The sequence below is a fragment of the Brevundimonas diminuta genome, from assembly GCF_022654015.1.
Lineage (GTDB): Bacteria > Pseudomonadota > Alphaproteobacteria > Caulobacterales > Caulobacteraceae > Brevundimonas > Brevundimonas diminuta_C.
On record NZ_CP073063.1, the window covers coordinates 985,039 to 1,001,361 of the forward strand.

Genomic DNA, 16,323 nt, shown 5'->3' on the forward strand with positions numbered 1-16,323 from the left:
GTTAACCGCTCGCTTCTAAGGTGGGGGGATGGGCGATCTGGCAGCCATGATCGGGGAAGAGGCGACGCCGCCGCCGCTGCGTGCGCGCCGGGCGCTGCTGAAGCGTCTGGCCGACGTCGTGTCGCTGCCCGCCAGCCGCATCAACGCCTTCGAGCGGGCGGTGACGGGCGATCTGCTGGTCGAGATGCTGCGGCTCGCCTCGCACGATGAACGCAAGCGCGTGGCCGCGCGCCTGGCGCCGCTGGCCGAACTGCCCAACAGCGTGGCGCGCATCCTGTTGCGCGACGATCCGGACATCGCCGGCCTGCTGATCGAACAATGCGCCTCGCTGAGCGATGCGGACATCGTCGGCTGTGCGCGCGACGCCAGTTTCGAACACCGGATGCTGCTGGCGGTGCGCCGGGGCCTGTCGGAGATCGTGACCGAGACCCTGTTCTCCTTCGGCGAGATGGAGGTGATCGAGGCGGTGCTGCGCAATACGACCGCGCGCCTGTCGCAGCTGGGCATCGAGACGGTGGTGGGCCTGAGCCGCCAGTCGCCGAGCCTGTGCAGCCCCCTGCTGAAACGGCCCGAGCTGAGGCCGTCGGGGGCCTACGTCATGTTCTGGTGGTGCGCGCCCGAGGATCGCCGCACCATCCTGCAACGGTTCGCCGTGTCGCGCGAAGTCATGCAGGAGGCGTCCGAAGACGTCTTCGCCATCGCCAATGACGAAAGCTGGTCCGATCCTGTCGCGCGCAAGGCGCTTCAGTTCATCGAGCGCCGCCAGCGCAATCGCGCCGCCATTCAAAAGAGCCCGTTCGACAATCTGGAACACGCCGTCATGGTCGCCGCCAGCAATGGCCTGACGCGCGAGACGGCGTCCGAGATCGCCTTCCTGGCGGGGATCAAACCGCTGACGGGGGCCAAGCTTCTGGGCGATCCCGGCGGCGAGCCGCTGGCGATCCTGTGCAAGGCGACGGGGATGTCGCGCGTCGATCTGACCCATCTGTGGCGCTCGATGCGGCGACCCGAGACGACGGCGGACGGCAAGATCCATCCCGACTGGGAGCGGGTGCAGATCACCTATGAAATGCTGGCCGTCGATCGCGCCCAGACGGTGCTGCGTTACTGGAACTGGTCTTTGTCCTCGGCCCTGACACCCACGCTGTTGCGCGCCATTCGCGACGGCGAGGATGACGCCGTCGATGAATATTCGGCGCCGGAGCGGGCGGCGATGATGGTGCTGGCCGAAGACTTCGGTCGATAGGTCTGATCACTAAAGCCGAATGCATAGACGTGCATATCGCACCGCTTATACGCGTGTTTGCTTTCGCGGCGAAACAACCCTATGACGCTATTGGGGTCGTTCGGTTGGAGAATCAGCCGAACTCAATAAATCAGGAAAGCGAAGCCGATAATGGAAGATAAGCCCGAACTGCTCGAGATGACCGCAGACATCGTGTCGGCCTATGTCGGCAATAACTCGGTCTCCGCAGAGGCCCTGCCTGCGCTTATCGCCAATATTCACGCCGCCCTGTCGGGTGTGTCGAACGGTCCGGTCGAAGCCGAACCTGAACCCAAGGAACCGGCGGTGCCGATCCGCAAGTCGATCGCGCCCGATTTCCTGATCTGCCTGGAAGACGGCCGCAAGTTCAAGTCGCTGAAGCGCCACCTGCGCACCAAATACGACATGAGCCCCGAAGAATACCGCACCAAATGGGGTCTGCCGAAAGACTATCCGATGGTCGCTCCGAACTACGCCAAGGCGCGTTCGGAACTGGCCAAGTCGATGGGCCTGGGCCAGGGCGGCCGCAAGCCGGCCCGCGCCGCCGGAACCCGCGCGAAGAAATAAGCCGAGCCCGTTTTCGGTATAGAGACGCCCGCCTCCGACAGGAGGCGGGCGTTTTTGCTTGGGGCTTTGCAAGGTTTTCGCCCTTCCTTTGTGGGGAGGGCGGATGAGGTGCAGTATCCGCCTAACGACGCACCATATCGACTGTGCCGATAGGTCCGCCGATGGGCAGCAGACGGACCCTCAGATCGACCACGCCGGCGAATCCCTGACGTGTTCGATCTGTCAGGGTGAAGGTCATCCGCATGCCATTCCCGCCTGTCGCGATGACGAGCCTGCCGTTTCTGATCCGGCATTGGGCCGGTTCGGCATCGACTGTGCAGTTCAGCCGATCGCCTGACCGCGCCGTGATCGACAGCGGTTGAACGAGTTGGCCGCCGTTTTTGGACTTGAAGGTGATCGTGCGCCCATCGCCTTCGGCGGGCGTCATCCTGAGCGACCATTCGCCAATCACGTCACGACTGGTGATGGCAAGCGCCGTCTGTGCGATGGCTGCACCGCCCACGAGCGACGACATCAAAATCGCCGATGCGACGATGTGCCGGTCTCTCATGGTCACCCTCCCAAGATTCACCGACAGGATGTTCGGAGGTTGACCGCCGGTTTGCACGTGAATCTTCGGAAAGCTTGGTCGGCTCTCACACAGGGTGGGGCTGTCGTGGCCATACGACGTCCCACGGATCAGGTCTGCCACAGGGGTGCGCCCGGGCCGGGCCGGCCCCAACCCGGTCGCTGCGCGACCACCCTCGCCCGCAGCGGGAGAGAGACGCCGGCGTGTGTAGCTTACGCCGCCTGGGCGGTGCGGCGCATGCGCCAGAAGCGCAGGGTGCGCAGGGCTGCGTCGCGGGTCAGTTCGCCGTACATGCGGCCGTAGGCGGCGGCCTTGCCCATCGGATTGTCCTCAGCCCCCAGGACGGCGACGGCGTAGGTCAGATAGACGGCGCGGTCCATGTCGGCCGCCTTGCAGACCACCGACAGGGCGTCCAGGTCCTTGCGCTCGACGATGCCGCGCGCGGTGTGGAAGTCGATGTCGGCCAGCTTGGACAGGGCGATCAGGAAGGGCGTGCGGCCGTTGGAGCGCAGGAAGCGGATCAAGGTCTGAGGCGTCAGCTGGCCGGCGGCCTGAAGCTCGTCGATGTAGGCCAGGTTCTCGGCATAGTCGGCCGGCAGGGCGCCGTCGTCGGTGGCGACCCGGGTGCGGCCGGCGGCCAACGCCGCCTCCAGCAGGGCCGGATCCATGCGCGCGTTCTGCTCCAGAATCTGGTGACGCAGCCGGGCCTCGACGACGAAATACATCTCGTTCAGCAGGTCGGCGGGCAGGCTCTGGCGCTCGACCGTGGCGGCGTGCAGGGCCGGATTGGCTTTGGCGCGCTCGATGGCGGTTTCGGAGGCGGCGCGCGACAGTTGGGCGCCGTCGTTGCGCAGCAGGGTGTTCAAGGTGTCGTCGTCGCCGTGCTCGACGATGACGTCGGAAACCGCCTCGGACACCGTCGCGCGGCCCGAGACGGCGCGCAGATGGCCCTGGCTGCGCTTGCGCACGACCTGGATCAGATCTTCATCGGTCAGGACGGTGGAGGCGCGCAGAACCTGTTCGGCGACCTCGATCTCGTCGTCGGCGAAACGGCGGATCAGGCTGTGGGGGGCGTTGGGGGCCTGGGCGAAACGGGCGGCCAGTTCGGCGCGGACCGCGACCTCCATCTCGGCCGACAGCTTGGCCAACACCGTGCCGTAGAGCGCGGTTTCATTGGCGTTGGGCGCCGGCGCGCCAAAGAAGTGGGCCGTCAGTTCGCGCAGCAGCAGGCGACGCTTCTCGCTGGACTCCTCGCTGGCCAGGGCGATGAGTTCGGGCAGGCGCGAGCCCTTGATCTCGGCAGGTTCGATCACGGCGCGATCGTTCATGGCAGGTTGTCGGCTTCAGTCTGTGGCACGGCGCGCAGGGCGCCGTTGGCGTTGCGGATCAGGGCAGGCGGACCGTCCGGCTGGGCCAGATCGCTGGACTGCGGCGTCTGGGCCATCTGGACAGGCATGGCGTCGAGGTAGGTCTGCTGCGGCGCAGGGATGGCGTCGGGGTGACGGCCGGCCTGGCGGTGGACCGAATAGTAGCGCGCGCTGTTGTCGCCGGCTGTGGGCGTCGGGGCGGCCTGACCGCCTGCGGCGACGGCGGCGGCGTCCAGCGGCGCGCCGGCCTGGGGCCGTTGCAGGCGATAGATGGGGGCGTCGCGACGCGGGGCCATCGGGTCGGCGACGGCCGCCTGAGCAGGCTGGGGGGCGGGCTCGGGCTCGGCCTGCGCGGCCTGTTGCGGGACAGGCGCCGGCTTGGCCTGCATCTGGGGTTCAGGCTGAGGCTGAGGCGCGGAAGGCTGCGGCTCCGCAACATAGGGCGAGGGCGCGACGCGCGTCGCCTGCACCGGTGCGGTCTCTGCGGGTGCGGCCTCTACGGGGGCGGTCTGTGCAGGCTCAGCCTGCATCGGGGCACGCTGGGGCATCCAGGCGCTGGCGGGCGTCAGGCCGTTGCTGCGCGGCGTCGTGACCGAGGGGGTGACCGAAGGGGCGGGCGACAGGCGGGCCAGGGGGATGGCGCCGGGCAGGGTGCGGTTGGCGGCGGTCACGGTCGGGACAGGCGTCTCGGCCTGGATGACGGCGGGCGTCGGCGTCGCACGGGCGGAGACCTGCGGCTTGCCGGGCCAGGACAGGTATCGCAGGCCCGACGCGTTGGTCGGCGCCTGTTGCGCCACGGCGGCGCCGGCCGCCAGATTGACGGCGGTCAGGACGATCGTAACTGCGAGGGCGCGGCGCACGGCGGCTCTCCGGAGAGGAATTCCAGCGCATACACTAGGGCTCGGACCCTTAATCCCGCGCTAATGTGAAGCCAGGATTCGACAACGACCGCGTGTCAGCCGCGACCGGGCAGATAGTTGTCGGTGAAGGCGTCGCGCCAGTTCAGGCCGGCCTCGTAAACCCCGGCTTTCGAGGTCACGTCGAAGAAGGCCTGCCAGCGCTCCTCGGTCAGGGCGCCCAGGCCGTAAAGCGCCGCGTCGCCGCCATCGACGATGGCGTAGTCGCGCAGGTGTTCGCGGGCCTGATCCAGCATGGCCTGGGTCATGTCCGGGTTGTCCTTGCGGATCAGGGCGTCGGCGGCCGAGGCGTCGCCCCGGATATAGTCGCGCCACCCTTCGGCCGAAGCGGCGATGAAGCTGCGTAGCGCCGCTGCATTGTCGCGCGCGAAGGCGTTGGGCGCCAGGACCATGGCGGCGTAGGAGGGATAGCCCTCGTCGGCCAGCAGGAAGACGCGCGGGTCGAAATTGGCCGCCTGTTCGATGGCGTAGGGATCGCTGGTCAGATAGCCCTGCTGGACCGCCCGCGCATTGGCGATGAAGGGGGCGGGGTCGTAGGCGAAGGGGCGAAGCTGCTCGTCGGTAAAGCCGTATTTGGCCTTCAGCCAGACCCAGAAGGTGCTGATCCCCGCTTCGGACAACAGGAAGGGCCGGCCGGCCAGATCGGCGATAGTCTCCAGCGCCGCGTCCGGATGGGCCATCAGGACCTGCGGATCCTTCTGGAAGAAGGCGGCGACCGCCTTCACCGGCGCGCCGGACGCGACCAGGTTCAGGGGGATGAAGCTGTTGGAGCCCATGCCCAGTTCGACCGCGCCCGAGGCCAGCAGTTGCGGCACGTTCACGCCCGGGCCGCCCTGGACGATCTGGACGTTCAGCCCGCGCTTCTCATAGGCCCCGCTGGCCAGCGCCTGATAGAAGCCGCCCTGTTCGGCCTGGGCGCGCCAGTCGGTGGCGAACCGCAGGCGTACCCGGCCCTGTTCATCGACCGGCGCCTCGGCCCGCCCGCAGGCCCGAAGCCCGATCGCCCCCGCCGCCACAGCCGCCCCGCCCGCGATCAGCGCACGGCGACGGGTCAGCAGACGATTCCCCAACAAGCTCATGCCCCTGACTTACGGGGGGATAGGGGCCTTGGGAAGGCGGGGCGTCAGTCGGCCGCGTTGTCGGCGCCACAATTGAGCGAGGGGACGAAGCGTGCGGGCGGACCCGTGCTCTTCGTCCCCTCGCCAAGTCCGGGTTGGACTTGGCCGTTCGGGTCTGGACCTCGGCGTCAGCGTCGTTTCGGGCGAACCCGAAAGGGCGGTCGGCTGTATCCTGTCGCGCTCCTGGTCTTCGGCGTCCCACGGCATTGCGTCCGCGTCGTCCGTCGATCCCGATCCGGTTCTCCTGTCTGTCGTCGATCCGAAGACCGTCGAGGACTGGAGCCTGGATCCCGCCTGTCGCACGTTACGATCCAAAGATCGCCCGAAGCGCCGGGTCGGAGAGCCGGGCCGGTTCGCTGGAGGTCCAAGTCTCCCTGGATTTCCGCTGCCCCGTGTCCCTTGGCCTGTTGACGTTCGGACGAAACCGGCTATGAGGCAAGCGTCCGAACTCGCCCCGATGTGCACGATTGGCCCGGCGGCGGTGGACAAGCCTGTGAACATCGGTGGACGGATCAAATTCGCGATTGCGGATCAGCGTCTTGCCTTGTCCACAGAAAGCCGACGATAGAGCCTTATGTCCGGCGTCGGACACATTGCGCTGCAACCCTGCGGCGCGCTTTGGGTTCTGTGATCAACGGACAAAAGTCCTTGGGGGAATTCGTTGTCCAGCACCGGGTCTGACCACGCCTTGTCTATCGGTATCAATCGCAGCCAGCTGGCCCAGATGTTCGCCCATGCGCCGGGGTTCATGGCGCTGGTCACGGGGCCGGACCATCGGTTCGAGCTGACCAATCCGAACTACCAGAAGGTGATCGGGCACCGCGAGGTGATCGGGCGCACGGTGGGCGAGGTGCTGACCGATGCGGTGGCGCAAGGGTATCTGGACCTGCTGGATCAGGTTTACCGCACCGGCGAGGCGCACCGGGCCGACAGCGCCCTATATGCCGTTCAGGCCGAGCCAGGCGGCGAGGTGGTGGAGCGCTACGTCGATTTCGTCTTCCAGCCGCTGAAGGAGGACGGTCGGGTCTGGGGCATTTTCATCCAGGGCATGGATGTGTCGGATCGGCACCGGGCGGACCAGGCGCTGGCGCTAAGCGAAGCGCGATACGGCGCCCTGTTCGCGGCGATGGCGACAGGGTTCTGCGTCATCGAGATGAAGTTCGACGCGGCCGACCGGCCCGTCGATTACAGGATCGTCGAGGGCAACAAGGCCTTCGAGGAGATGACCGGCCTCGTTGACCCCTACGGCAAATGGGTCAGCGAGATCGCGCCAGGCCTGGAGCAGCACTGGTTCGATCTTTATGGCGGCGTGGCGCGCACGGGCGAGCCGGTCCGGTTCGAAAACCCGGCCGACATCTTCGGTCGCTGGTATGACGTGCAGGCGCTGCGGATCGGCCAGCCGGGCGCCTGGCAGGTCGCCATCCTGTTCAACAACATCACCGAGCGAAAGCAGAGCGAGACGCGCCAGAACGCGCTGCTGGAGCTGAACGACGCGATCCGCGACCTGACCGACGCCGGCGATATCGCCCAGGCCTCGGCCGAGGTTCTGGCCCGCACGATGGGCGTCAGCCGGGCGGGTTACGGGACGGTGGATACGGTCGCGGAGACCATCACCATCGCGCGCGACTTCAACCAGCCGGGGGTGAGCAGCATCGCCGGCGTTTTGTCGTTCCGCGACTACGGGTCCTATATCGAGGACATCAAACGCGGCGAGACGGTGGCGATTGACGACGTCGCCCGCGATCCCCGCACAGCGGATACGGCCGAGGCTCTGAAGGCCATCAGCGCCGGGTCCTTCGTCAACATGCCGCTGATGGAACAGGGGCGGGTCGTGGCGATGGTGTTCGTCAATCATGCGACGCCGCGTCATTACACCGACAGCGATCTGAGGCTGATGCGAGAGGTGGCGGAGCGGGTGCGCTCGGCGACCGAGCGCGCGCGCAGCGAGGCGGCCCTGCGCGAGAGCGAGGCCCAGTTCCGGGTCTTCGCCCAGGCCACGCCGATTCAGATCTGGGCCAGCTGGGCGGACGGGTCGCTGTATTGGTTCAACCCGCAGGTCTATGCCTATTCCGGCCTTGCAGAGGGCGCGTTGGACGGCACGACCGGGTGGGGCAAGGTCGTTCACCCGGACGACCTGGACTGGGCGTCCGAGCGATGGGTCCAGGCCCTGACCAGCGGCCAAGTCTATGAGAACGAGTTCCGCATCCGCCGCCACGACGGCGTCTATCGCACCTTCATGGTGCGGGCCGAGCCCGTCCACGACGAAGAGGGGCGGATCCTGCGCTGGGTTGGCTCCAACACTGACATCGAGGACCTGCGCCGCCAGTCGGCCGAACTGGCGCGATTCAACGAGACGCTGGAAGAACAGGTCGCCGAACGCACCAGCGCCCTGATGCAGGCCGAGGAGGCGCTGCGTCAGAGCCAGAAGATGGAGGCGGTCGGACAGCTGACCGGCGGTATCGCCCATGACTTCAACAATCTGCTGGCCGGGATCAGCGGCAGTCTGGAACTGATCACCAACCGGATCGCCCAGGGGCGCCACGCCGAGGTGGAGCGGTTCACCGTGGCGGCGCAGGGGGCGGCGAAACGGGCAGCGGCCCTGACGCACCGGCTGCTGGCCTTCTCGCGGCGTCAGACGCTGGATCCCAAGCCGACCGATCCCAACCGCCTGATCCGCGGGATGGAGGACCTGGTGCGGCGTACGACAGGGCCAGGCATTGAGGTCGAGGTGGTCGCCGGCGCCGGTCTGTGGCCCGTGCTGATCGATGCGCACCAGCTGGAAAACGCGGTGCTGAACCTGTGCATCAATGCGCGCGACGCCATGCCGAACGGGGGACGGCTGACCATCGAGACCGGCAACCGCTGGATCGACGCGCGCACGGCCAAGGCTCAGGATCTGGAGCCGGGCCAATATGTCTCCATCTGCGTCAGCGACACCGGCACGGGCATGGCGCCCGAGGTGGCGGCCCGCGCGTTCGAGCCCTTCTTCACCACCAAGCCGCTTGGCGAGGGGACGGGCCTGGGTCTGTCGATGATCTATGGCTTCGTGCGCCAGTCGGGCGGGCAGGTGCGGATCTATTCCGAGGCGGGCGAGGGGGCGATGATCTGCCTTTATCTGCCGCGTCACTTCGGCGAGGTGGACGACGCCGATCTGATCCCCGAGGTCGAACAGGCCCCCCGCGCCCAGGCTGGCGAGACGGTGATGGTCGTGGACGACGAGCCGACGGTGCGAATGCTGGTCGCCGAAATCCTGCATGAGCTGGGCTATCAGTGCATCGAGGCGTCGGACGGCGCAGCGGGGCTGAAGCTGCTGCAATCGGGCGCGCGGATCGACCTGTTGGTGACCGATGTCGGTCTGCCGGGCGGGATGAACGGGCGTCAGATGGCGGATGCGGCGCGGATCGATCGACCCGATCTGAAGGTGCTGTTCATCACCGGCTATGCCGAGAATGCGGTGGTCGGCAACGGGCACCTGGACCCCGGCATGCACGTCATGACCAAGCCCTTCGCCATGGAGGCCCTGGGCAGCCGGATTCGCGAACTGATCGAGGCCCGCTAGAGCCGGGCGTTCAGCCAGGTGCGGATCGCCTTGCGGGCGCCGCGCGCGGCCGGGCCGCCGAAATGCAGGAAGCCGTGCGGGGTGTCGGGCACGCGGATCAGGTCGGAGTCCGACGCCTCGCCCCAGCGCGTGGCCATCAACAGACTGTCCTCGAAAAGGGGATCCTGTTCGCCGGCCAGGAACAGGGCTGGCGGCAGGCCGGTCAGGTCGGCATACAGGGGCGAGACGTCAGACTGGCGCAAGGCCGCCTCGTCGCGATCCGGCGCCAGGCGCGCCAGATCGGCCTGCATCGTCGGGCCATTGAACAGCAGGGTCTCTGGTCCCGCAGAGCGCACGCTTTCGGTGCCCGACAGGTCGAAGACGCCGTAGGTGAAGACGCAGCCCTTCACCAGATCGATCAGCCCCTGGTCGCGCAGGGCGACGGCGGTCAGGGCGGCCAAATGCCCGCCGGCGGATTCGCCCGCCAGAAACAGGGTCGAGGCGCCCAGTCGATCGACATTGGTGACCGTCCAGTAGGCGGCGGCCAGACAGTCGGCGATGGCGGCGTCGATATAGATCTGGCGCCGTTCGGACAGCAGGCGATAGTCCACCGAGACGACGCAGAAGCCATGGTGCGCCAGATGGGCGTTCAGCCGGTCGTTCAGCCCCGCGCTGCCCAGCACCCAGCCGCCGCCGTGGATATCCAAGATGACGGCGCGGGGCGTGCCCGTCGGATGCAGGATGCGCAAGGGAACGGGGTGATCGCCGTCCGTCTGGACGATCTCGACGGTCACGCCGCGCTTCCTGAGACGCGGCGTGGTGACCCGGCCGGCGGCGGCGTCAAGCCACAGCGACAGCCGCTGGCCCGCATCGATCCGCCAGCCGTCGGTGCGCAGACGCGGCGCGCGGGCGAGGACGGCGTTGATCCGCCGCACCGCCGCCTGCTGGGGCGGGGCGAACTCGACGAGGTGGCTGCGCAGGGTCATGAAGCTTGAGTGTGCGGCGGCGGGTTTGGTTTCAAGTCGGCGCCTTCGGCTCAGCCTCGTCAGCCACGACAAAGCCGGTTATCGTCCGCCCCATGAAACGGCTTACCCCCTTCGGCGTCCTGCTGATCTTCGGCCTGATTGGGCTTTTGACGGGCAAGTTCGGCCTGTGGTTCGCGTTCGGCCTGGTCGCCTGCATCGCCGTCAGCGTGATGCAGAACCGGGGCGCGGCCAAGACGCCGCCCGGGGATCCAGACAGTCAGGGTTAGGACCTCAAGCCGTCCTCGCCAGGGTGACGAGCCGTTCGGTCTCTAACCCGCCAGAGCCGCCTTCTTCTCTTCCAGCTCCAGCCATTCCAGTTCGGCGGATTCCAGGTCGGCGCGGGCTTTTTCGGCAGCCTTCATGGCGGCGTCGAAGGCCTTGGGATCGCGAGCGTAGAGGCCGGGGTCGGCCAGGGTCGCGTCGTGTCTGGCGATAGTCGCGGGCAACGCCTCGATCAGGGCTTCCAGCTCCTTCAGGCGGTGGGCATCCTTGAAGGAGAGTTTGGCGGTCTTCTTTGGGGCAACGGCGGGCGGGGGCGCCGCGGCGGCGCGTTGGGCGGCGGCCTTGTCCTGGGGTCGGGGGTTCGCGCCGGGCTGGAGGAAGCCGGGGTTCTGGCGGATGAAGTCGGTCCAGCCGCCGGGGGTCTCGACGATGTCGCCGCGCCCGTTCAGCGCCAGGGTCGAGGTGGACAGCCGGTCGATGAAGTCGCGGTCGTGGGAGACCAGGATCAGGGTGCCGTCATAGCCCTCCAGCAGCTCTTCCAGCTTGTCCAGCGTGTCCATGTCCAGGTCGTTGGTCGGTTCGTCGAGGATCAGCATATTGGCCGGCTTGGCCAGGGCGCGGGCCAGCAGCAGGCGGTTGCGCTCGCCGCCCGACAGGGTCGAGATCGGCTGACGCAGCTGGGCCTCGGAGAACAGGAAGTCCTTGGCGTAGGCGGCGACGTGTTTGGACACGCCGCGCACCAGAATGCTGTCGCCGCCGCCCGGCGTCAGGGCGTCCCACAGGGTCATGTCCGATTTCAGCCCCTCGCGCGACTGGTCCAGATAAACCGGCTCGAGATTGGCGCCCATGCGCACCGTGCCCTCGTCGGGCGCGAGTTCGCCGAGCAGGGTTTTGACCAGGGTGGTCTTGCCCGCGCCGTTGGGACCCACGATGCCCAGACGGTCGCCGCGGATGATGCGGGTGGTCAGGTCCTTGAACAGGGTGCGGCCGTTGAAGCCCTTTGAGACGTGTTTGATCTCGGCGACCAGCTTGCCCGAGGTCGAGCCGGAATCGACGCCGAGATACAGTTCGCGCGGCACGTCCTTCATCTTCTCGGCGCGTTCGGCGCGCAGCGCCTGAAGCGAGCGGGCGCGGCCCTCGTTGCGGCTGCGGCGGGCGGTGATGGAGGAGTAGAAGGTGGCGGTCTCGCGCTCGATGGTCTTGGTCAGGCGACGCAGGGATTCGGCCTCTTCCTCCAGCACCTTGGAGGACCATTCGTCGAACTCGACGAAGCCCTTGTTCAGGGTGCGGACGCGGCGCCCCTCTAGCCAGTGGACAGTGTTGGTGACGCGGTTCAGGAAGGCGCGGTCGTGGCTGACGACCAGCAGGGCGAACCGGGCCTGGATCAGCTCGTTTTCCAGCAGTTCGATGGCCAGGATGTCGAGGTGGTTGGTCGGCTCGTCCAGCAGCAGCAGGTCGGGCTCTTCGGCGAAGGCCTTGGCCAGCGCTGCGCGGCGGGTCTCGCCGCCAGACAGGCCTTGCGTCGACTTCGCCGGGTTCAGGCCGAAGGTTTCAAGCCAGCTTTCGACCGTCCAGGTCTCGGCCTCGCCCGACGACGCATAGTCCAGCAGAGTCTCGCCGGTGATGACCGGCTCCTGCGGCACATAGGCGAAGCGGACGGCGGACTGGATCGAGCGGTCGCCGCTGTCCGGCTCGATCAGGCCCATGACGACCTTCATCAGGGTGGACTTGCCCGCGCCGTTGCGCCCCACCAGGGCGGCGCGGCTGCGCGGTTCGACCGCAAGGTCGACGCCGTCGAAGAGGGGGCGCTGGCCGTCCTGAAGACGGACGTCCTTGAGTGCGACGAGTGGGGGTCTGGCTGCCATGGGCGGCCATATAGATGAGGGGAAGGCCAACCGCCATCGGCGTTGACGGTTAGCGGCCGACACGGTGTAGTTCGTGCGCGGTTTGCACGCGGGGGATGCAGGGATGGATATGACGTCGAACGGACGCGGGGACGCCCCAAAACGAAAGCCGGGGCGGATCTTCTATCTGCTGGCCGCGCTGCCGGCGATCTGCGGGATCGTGGCGATGGTCGTGCTGCTGGCGACGAAACTGCCGGCGCTGGACGACGGGCTGGAGCAGATCGTCGTGCCGGGCGGCCGCGATCTGGCCTTGAAACCGGGCGACCACACGGTTTTCCTCGAATACCGCAGCGTCGTCGATGGGCGGGTCTATGTCGTCGAGGACGTGAACGGACTGGCGGTGAAGGTCCAGGCCGCGGATGGAACGGCGGTGCCGACGCGGACGCCAGGCGCCAGCTCGACCTATACGTTCGGCGGACGGCAAGGGCAGTCGATCCAGGCGTTCCGCATCGACAGGGCCGGGACCTACCGCGTGTCGGCGGATTACGACGGCCGTGATGGGCCGCAGGCCGTGATCGCCGTGGGGCGGGGCTTCATGACCGGGATGTTTGTGACCATCCTGTCGGCGCTGGGGGCGTTCTTCGGCGGTGTATTCCTGTCGGTCATCGGCATCGCCTGGGTGGCCTGGAGCCGACGGCGGACACCGCGCTGACCTTGGCAACGAAGGCGGATTGACAGTTACCGTCCGGTTGGTATGTAGCGGAGATGGACAGCACCACACGCCGTCGCGCGCCCGACGACACCCGCGCCGAGATCATTGAAAAAGCCCTGGAGGTCGCCGCCGAGCTGGGGGCGTCAGGCTTTACGCTGGATGCGGTGGCGGGGCGGACGAGCGTCAGCAAGGGCGCCCTGCTGCATCATTTCTCCAGCAAGATCGCGCTGTTGGAGGGGATGGTCGATCATCTGGGGCGGATGCATACGGACACGATTCTGGCCGAGGCGGCACGCGATCCCGAACCCTATGGCCGGAATGCGCGGGCCTATCTTAGGGCGACGGTCAATGAGCCGGTGACGCCGCAGGACGTCAGCATCGGAAGGGTCATCATGGCCGCCTGCGCCATCGATCCGGCGTTGGCGCAACGCTGGAACGGCTGGATCGACAAGGTGAAGGTGGACGATCCCAGCGATCCGGTCGGGGCGGACGATGCCCTGATGCTGAGGCTGATCGCCGACGGCTTGTGGATGTCGGACCTGTTCGGCACCCATGCGGTGTCGCCGGAACAGAGACAGGCGCTGCTGTCGCTGCTGACGCCCGGCCATCCGATCACGGCGAACGACGCATGAGTCTCGTGACGTGGGCCGCGCTGCTGGGCGCCATCGCGCTGGAGGTGGCGGGCACGACGATGCTGCAGGCCTCGCAGCAGTTCACCCGGGTCTGGCCCACGGCGGGGATGGCGGTCTGCTACGCCCTCGCCTTTTACCTGCTGTCGCTCGCCTTGCGGCAGATGCCGGTTGGGATCGCCTATGCGATCTGGAGCGGGTTGGGGGTGGTGCTGATCTCGGTGATCGGAACGGTGGTGTTCCGCCAGCGGCTGGACCTGCCGGCCATGGTCGGGCTGGCGCTGATCGTCGGCGGAGTGGCGGTGATCAACCTGTTCTCCAAGACCGTCGGGCATTGAGGCTGTGACAAGCGACGGCGCGGCGCGTATGAGGCGCGCCATGCAGCCCTACTGGGAAACCAAGACCCTGGCCGAGATGTCGCCTTCCGAGTGGGAGGGCCTGTGCGACGGGTGCGGGCTGTGCTGCGTGATCCGGTTCGAGGACGAGGATACGGGCGAGGTCATTCCGACGCGGGTGCACTGCAAGCTGTTCGATCCGGAGGCCTGCGCCTGTTCGGACTATGCGAACCGCAAGGCCCAGGTGCCGGACTGCATCAAGCTGACGCCCGGCAATATCGAGGCGTTGGAATGGATGCCCAAGTCGTGCGCCTATCGCCGGCTGCACGAGGGGCGGCCGCTGGCGAAATGGCATCATCTGATCTCGGGCAGTCGCGAGACGGTGCATACGGCGGGCGTGTCGGTGCGGGGCCAGACGATTTCGGAGCTGTCGCTGGCCGAGCCGGAGGATGCGCTGGATTTCGAGGCGCCGGAATGGGCGGTCGAGCGGGGCCGGTAGTGATAGGGTAGCACCCCCTAGCCAGCGCAATGACGCTGGTTGAAAGGCTGCGAAAACAATCCGTTGGCGAATTATGTGAGCGTTCTTCCGGCCTGAGGACGCTGGTCCGCTATGGTTTGGGCATGACGGGAAATCAGGACGACGAAGAGAGCGGCTGCGGCGCGCGCGAGACGGCTGCGTCTTGCGCGGGGTGGATGGAGCCCCTGTTCCTGATGATGAAGGCCAAGATCGAGGAGACCGCGAAGAGCGTCTGCGAGACCGACGTCAAGGACGCCGCCGTCGCCGAAAAGGTCGCGCGCCAGATCGGGGTGATCGCGCGGTCGGCCAAGGCGGTCGAGGCGATGCGGCTGCTGTGCCTGAGCGACAACGAAGAGGACGAGATGGGTGGACGAACCTACGACCCCGCCGAGGACGAGCGAATCCGAAGAGAACTGCTCGTTGAATACGCGCGGCTTGATCGAATTCTGGAAGAGAAGAACGCCGAAGCTGCTGAAAGAGCGCGAGCTAAGGCTGCATCGCAATCACTGTCGGCTGGCGAAGCATCAGTTTCCGCCGACTGACGACGACCTGAAGACCTGGCTGCTGCTGGGCGGCCGGGGATCGGGCAAGACCTTCGCCGGGTCGGTCTGGATCGACATCATGGCGCGAGAGCTGCCCGGCATCACCCTGGCCCTGGTCGGCCCCGCCCTGCACGATGTGCGCGAGGTGATGGTGGAGGGGGCGTCGGGGATCAAGGCGCTGGCGGAGCCGGGCGACCGCCCGCGTTGGGAGGCGGGGCGGCGTCGGCTGGTTTGGGACAATCAGTCGGCCGCCTACGCGTTTTCGGCCGAGGATCCCGACAGTCTGAGGGGGCCGCAGTTTCACGCGGCCTGGGCGGACGAGTTCTGCGCTTGGCGGCGGCCGGAGATGGTGCTGTCGAACCTGAGGTTCGGGTTGAGGCTGGGGGCCTCGCCGCTGCTGGCGGTGACGACGACGCCCCGGCCGATCCCGGCGCTGAGGCGGTTGATGGCCGAGGCGGGGACGGTGACGGAACGGGCGGCGACGGCGCTGAACGCGCAGAACCTGTCGCCCGGCTTTCTGGCGCATCTGAACGACGTCTATGGCGGGACGCGGCTGGCGGCGCAGGAGCTGGAAGGCGTGGTGGTCGAGGGCGAGGGCGCCCTGTTCCGCATTGCGGACCTGAAGCGGGCCAGGGGCGCGCGGCCGGCCGAACTGGACCGGATCTTCGTGGCGGTCGATCCGCCGGCGACCGCGACCGGAGACGCCTGCGGCATCGTGGTGGTCGGGCGAAAAGGTCGCCAGGCCTTCGTGCTGGCCGACCGGACGGTGCAGGGGCGCTCGCCCCAGAGCTGGGGCGGGGCCGTCAGCGCGGCGGCGCACGAATTCGGCGCGCACGAGGTGGTCGCCGAGAGCAATCAGGGCGGCGACATGGTGCGCTCGGTCCTGGCCATCAGCGCCTGTCCGTGCCGGATCGAGATGGTCCACGCCTCGCGGTCCAAGGCGGCGCGGGCCGAGCCGGTGGCCCTGCTCTACGAACAGGGGCGGGTGGTCCACTGCGACGCCTTCCCGGCGCTGGAGGAAGAGATGCTGGCGCTGGGCAGCGAGGGCGGACCCAGCCCGGATCGGGCCGACGCCCTGGTGTGGGCGATCACGCGGCTGATGCTGGGGCCGCAGTCGGCGGGACCGCGGTTGCGGGGGCTTTAGAGCCTCAAGATTTC

At 67.6% G+C, this 16,323-nt stretch carries 16 protein-coding genes; 10 read left to right on the forward strand and 6 right to left on the reverse strand.

Annotated features, from left to right (window positions below):
* Positions 1-28 precede the first annotated feature (28 nt).
* Complete coding sequence (locus KAK88_RS04735) at positions 29-1,246, forward strand: DUF2336 domain-containing protein (RefSeq protein ID WP_039244676.1); 1,218 nt, start codon at positions 29-31, stop codon at positions 1,244-1,246.
* Positions 1,247-1,396: 150 nt separating this feature from the next.
* Positions 1,397-1,831, forward strand: coding sequence for a MucR family transcriptional regulator (locus tag KAK88_RS04740; protein WP_017505833.1), 435 nt, complete (start codon positions 1,397-1,399; stop codon positions 1,829-1,831).
* Between the two features lie 121 nt (positions 1,832-1,952).
* On the opposite strand, the gene KAK88_RS04745 is transcribed toward KAK88_RS04740, so the two are convergent.
* From KAK88_RS04745 to KAK88_RS04760, 4 genes are all read right to left on the reverse strand, one after another.
* Positions 1,953-2,522: a hypothetical protein gene (locus tag KAK88_RS04745; RefSeq protein WP_242078089.1), complete on the reverse strand. Its 570-nt coding sequence runs from the start codon at positions 2,520-2,522 to the stop codon at positions 1,953-1,955.
* A gap of 89 nt (positions 2,523-2,611) precedes the next feature.
* The gene (locus KAK88_RS04750) at positions 2,612-3,727 is read right to left on the reverse strand and encodes a DUF2336 domain-containing protein (protein WP_039244673.1); all 1,116 of its coding nucleotides are present in this window, start codon (positions 3,725-3,727) and stop codon (positions 2,612-2,614) included.
* Positions 3,724-4,626: a hypothetical protein gene (locus KAK88_RS04755; protein WP_242078090.1), complete on the reverse strand. Its 903-nt coding sequence runs from the start codon at positions 4,624-4,626 to the stop codon at positions 3,724-3,726. The genes KAK88_RS04750 and KAK88_RS04755 overlap by 4 nt, the downstream gene beginning before the upstream one ends.
* 95 nt (positions 4,627-4,721) lie before the next feature.
* Complete coding sequence (locus KAK88_RS04760) at positions 4,722-5,762, reverse strand: ABC transporter substrate-binding protein (RefSeq protein WP_242078091.1); 1,041 nt, start codon at positions 5,760-5,762, stop codon at positions 4,722-4,724.
* Positions 5,763-6,489: 727 nt separating this feature from the next.
* Here KAK88_RS04760 and KAK88_RS04765 point away from each other — a divergent pair.
* The gene (locus KAK88_RS04765) at positions 6,490-9,360 is read left to right on the forward strand and encodes a PAS domain S-box protein (RefSeq protein ID WP_242078092.1); all 2,871 of its coding nucleotides are present in this window, start codon (positions 6,490-6,492) and stop codon (positions 9,358-9,360) included.
* On the opposite strand, the gene KAK88_RS04770 is transcribed toward KAK88_RS04765, so the two are convergent.
* Positions 9,357-10,325, reverse strand: coding sequence for an alpha/beta hydrolase (locus KAK88_RS04770; protein ID WP_242078093.1), 969 nt, complete (start codon positions 10,323-10,325; stop codon positions 9,357-9,359). The genes KAK88_RS04765 and KAK88_RS04770 overlap by 4 nt on opposite strands.
* Positions 10,326-10,417: 92 nt before the next feature.
* Here KAK88_RS04770 and KAK88_RS04775 point away from each other — a divergent pair, with 92 nt between their 5' ends.
* A complete protein-coding gene (locus KAK88_RS04775; RefSeq protein ID WP_165115604.1) occupies positions 10,418-10,591 on the forward strand; it encodes a hypothetical protein in 174 nt (57 codons plus the stop codon).
* Between the two features lie 42 nt (positions 10,592-10,633).
* Here KAK88_RS04775 and KAK88_RS04780 read toward each other — a convergent pair whose 3' ends face one another.
* On the reverse strand, positions 10,634-12,451 hold the full coding sequence (locus tag KAK88_RS04780; protein WP_242078094.1) for an ABC-F family ATP-binding cassette domain-containing protein: 1,818 nt from the start codon (positions 12,449-12,451) through the stop codon (positions 10,634-10,636).
* Between the two features lie 103 nt (positions 12,452-12,554).
* Between KAK88_RS04780 and KAK88_RS04785 the strand changes: the two genes are divergently transcribed.
* The 6 genes from KAK88_RS04785 to KAK88_RS04810 are packed head-to-tail and all read left to right on the forward strand — an operon-like array spanning position 12,555 to position 16,309.
* Complete coding sequence (locus tag KAK88_RS04785) at positions 12,555-13,142, forward strand: hypothetical protein (protein ID WP_242078095.1); 588 nt, start codon at positions 12,555-12,557, stop codon at positions 13,140-13,142.
* A gap of 53 nt (positions 13,143-13,195) precedes the next feature.
* Entirely contained in the window at positions 13,196-13,774 is a 579-nt protein-coding gene (locus tag KAK88_RS04790; RefSeq protein WP_242078096.1) for a TetR/AcrR family transcriptional regulator, read from the forward strand.
* Positions 13,771-14,109, forward strand: coding sequence for a DMT family transporter (locus KAK88_RS04795; protein ID WP_242078097.1), 339 nt, complete (start codon positions 13,771-13,773; stop codon positions 14,107-14,109). Before KAK88_RS04790 ends, KAK88_RS04795 begins: the two co-directional genes overlap by 4 nt.
* Before the next feature lie 40 nt (positions 14,110-14,149).
* A complete protein-coding gene (locus tag KAK88_RS04800; protein WP_242078098.1) occupies positions 14,150-14,605 on the forward strand; it encodes a YcgN family cysteine cluster protein in 456 nt (151 codons plus the stop codon).
* A 29-nt stretch (positions 14,606-14,634) separates the two neighbouring features.
* Positions 14,635-15,165, forward strand: coding sequence for a hypothetical protein (locus KAK88_RS04805; protein ID WP_242078099.1), 531 nt, complete (start codon positions 14,635-14,637; stop codon positions 15,163-15,165).
* Positions 15,059-16,309: a DNA-packaging protein gene (locus KAK88_RS04810; protein ID WP_242078100.1), complete on the forward strand. Its 1,251-nt coding sequence runs from the start codon at positions 15,059-15,061 to the stop codon at positions 16,307-16,309. Before KAK88_RS04805 ends, KAK88_RS04810 begins: the two co-directional genes overlap by 107 nt.
* Positions 16,310-16,323 lie beyond the last annotated feature (14 nt).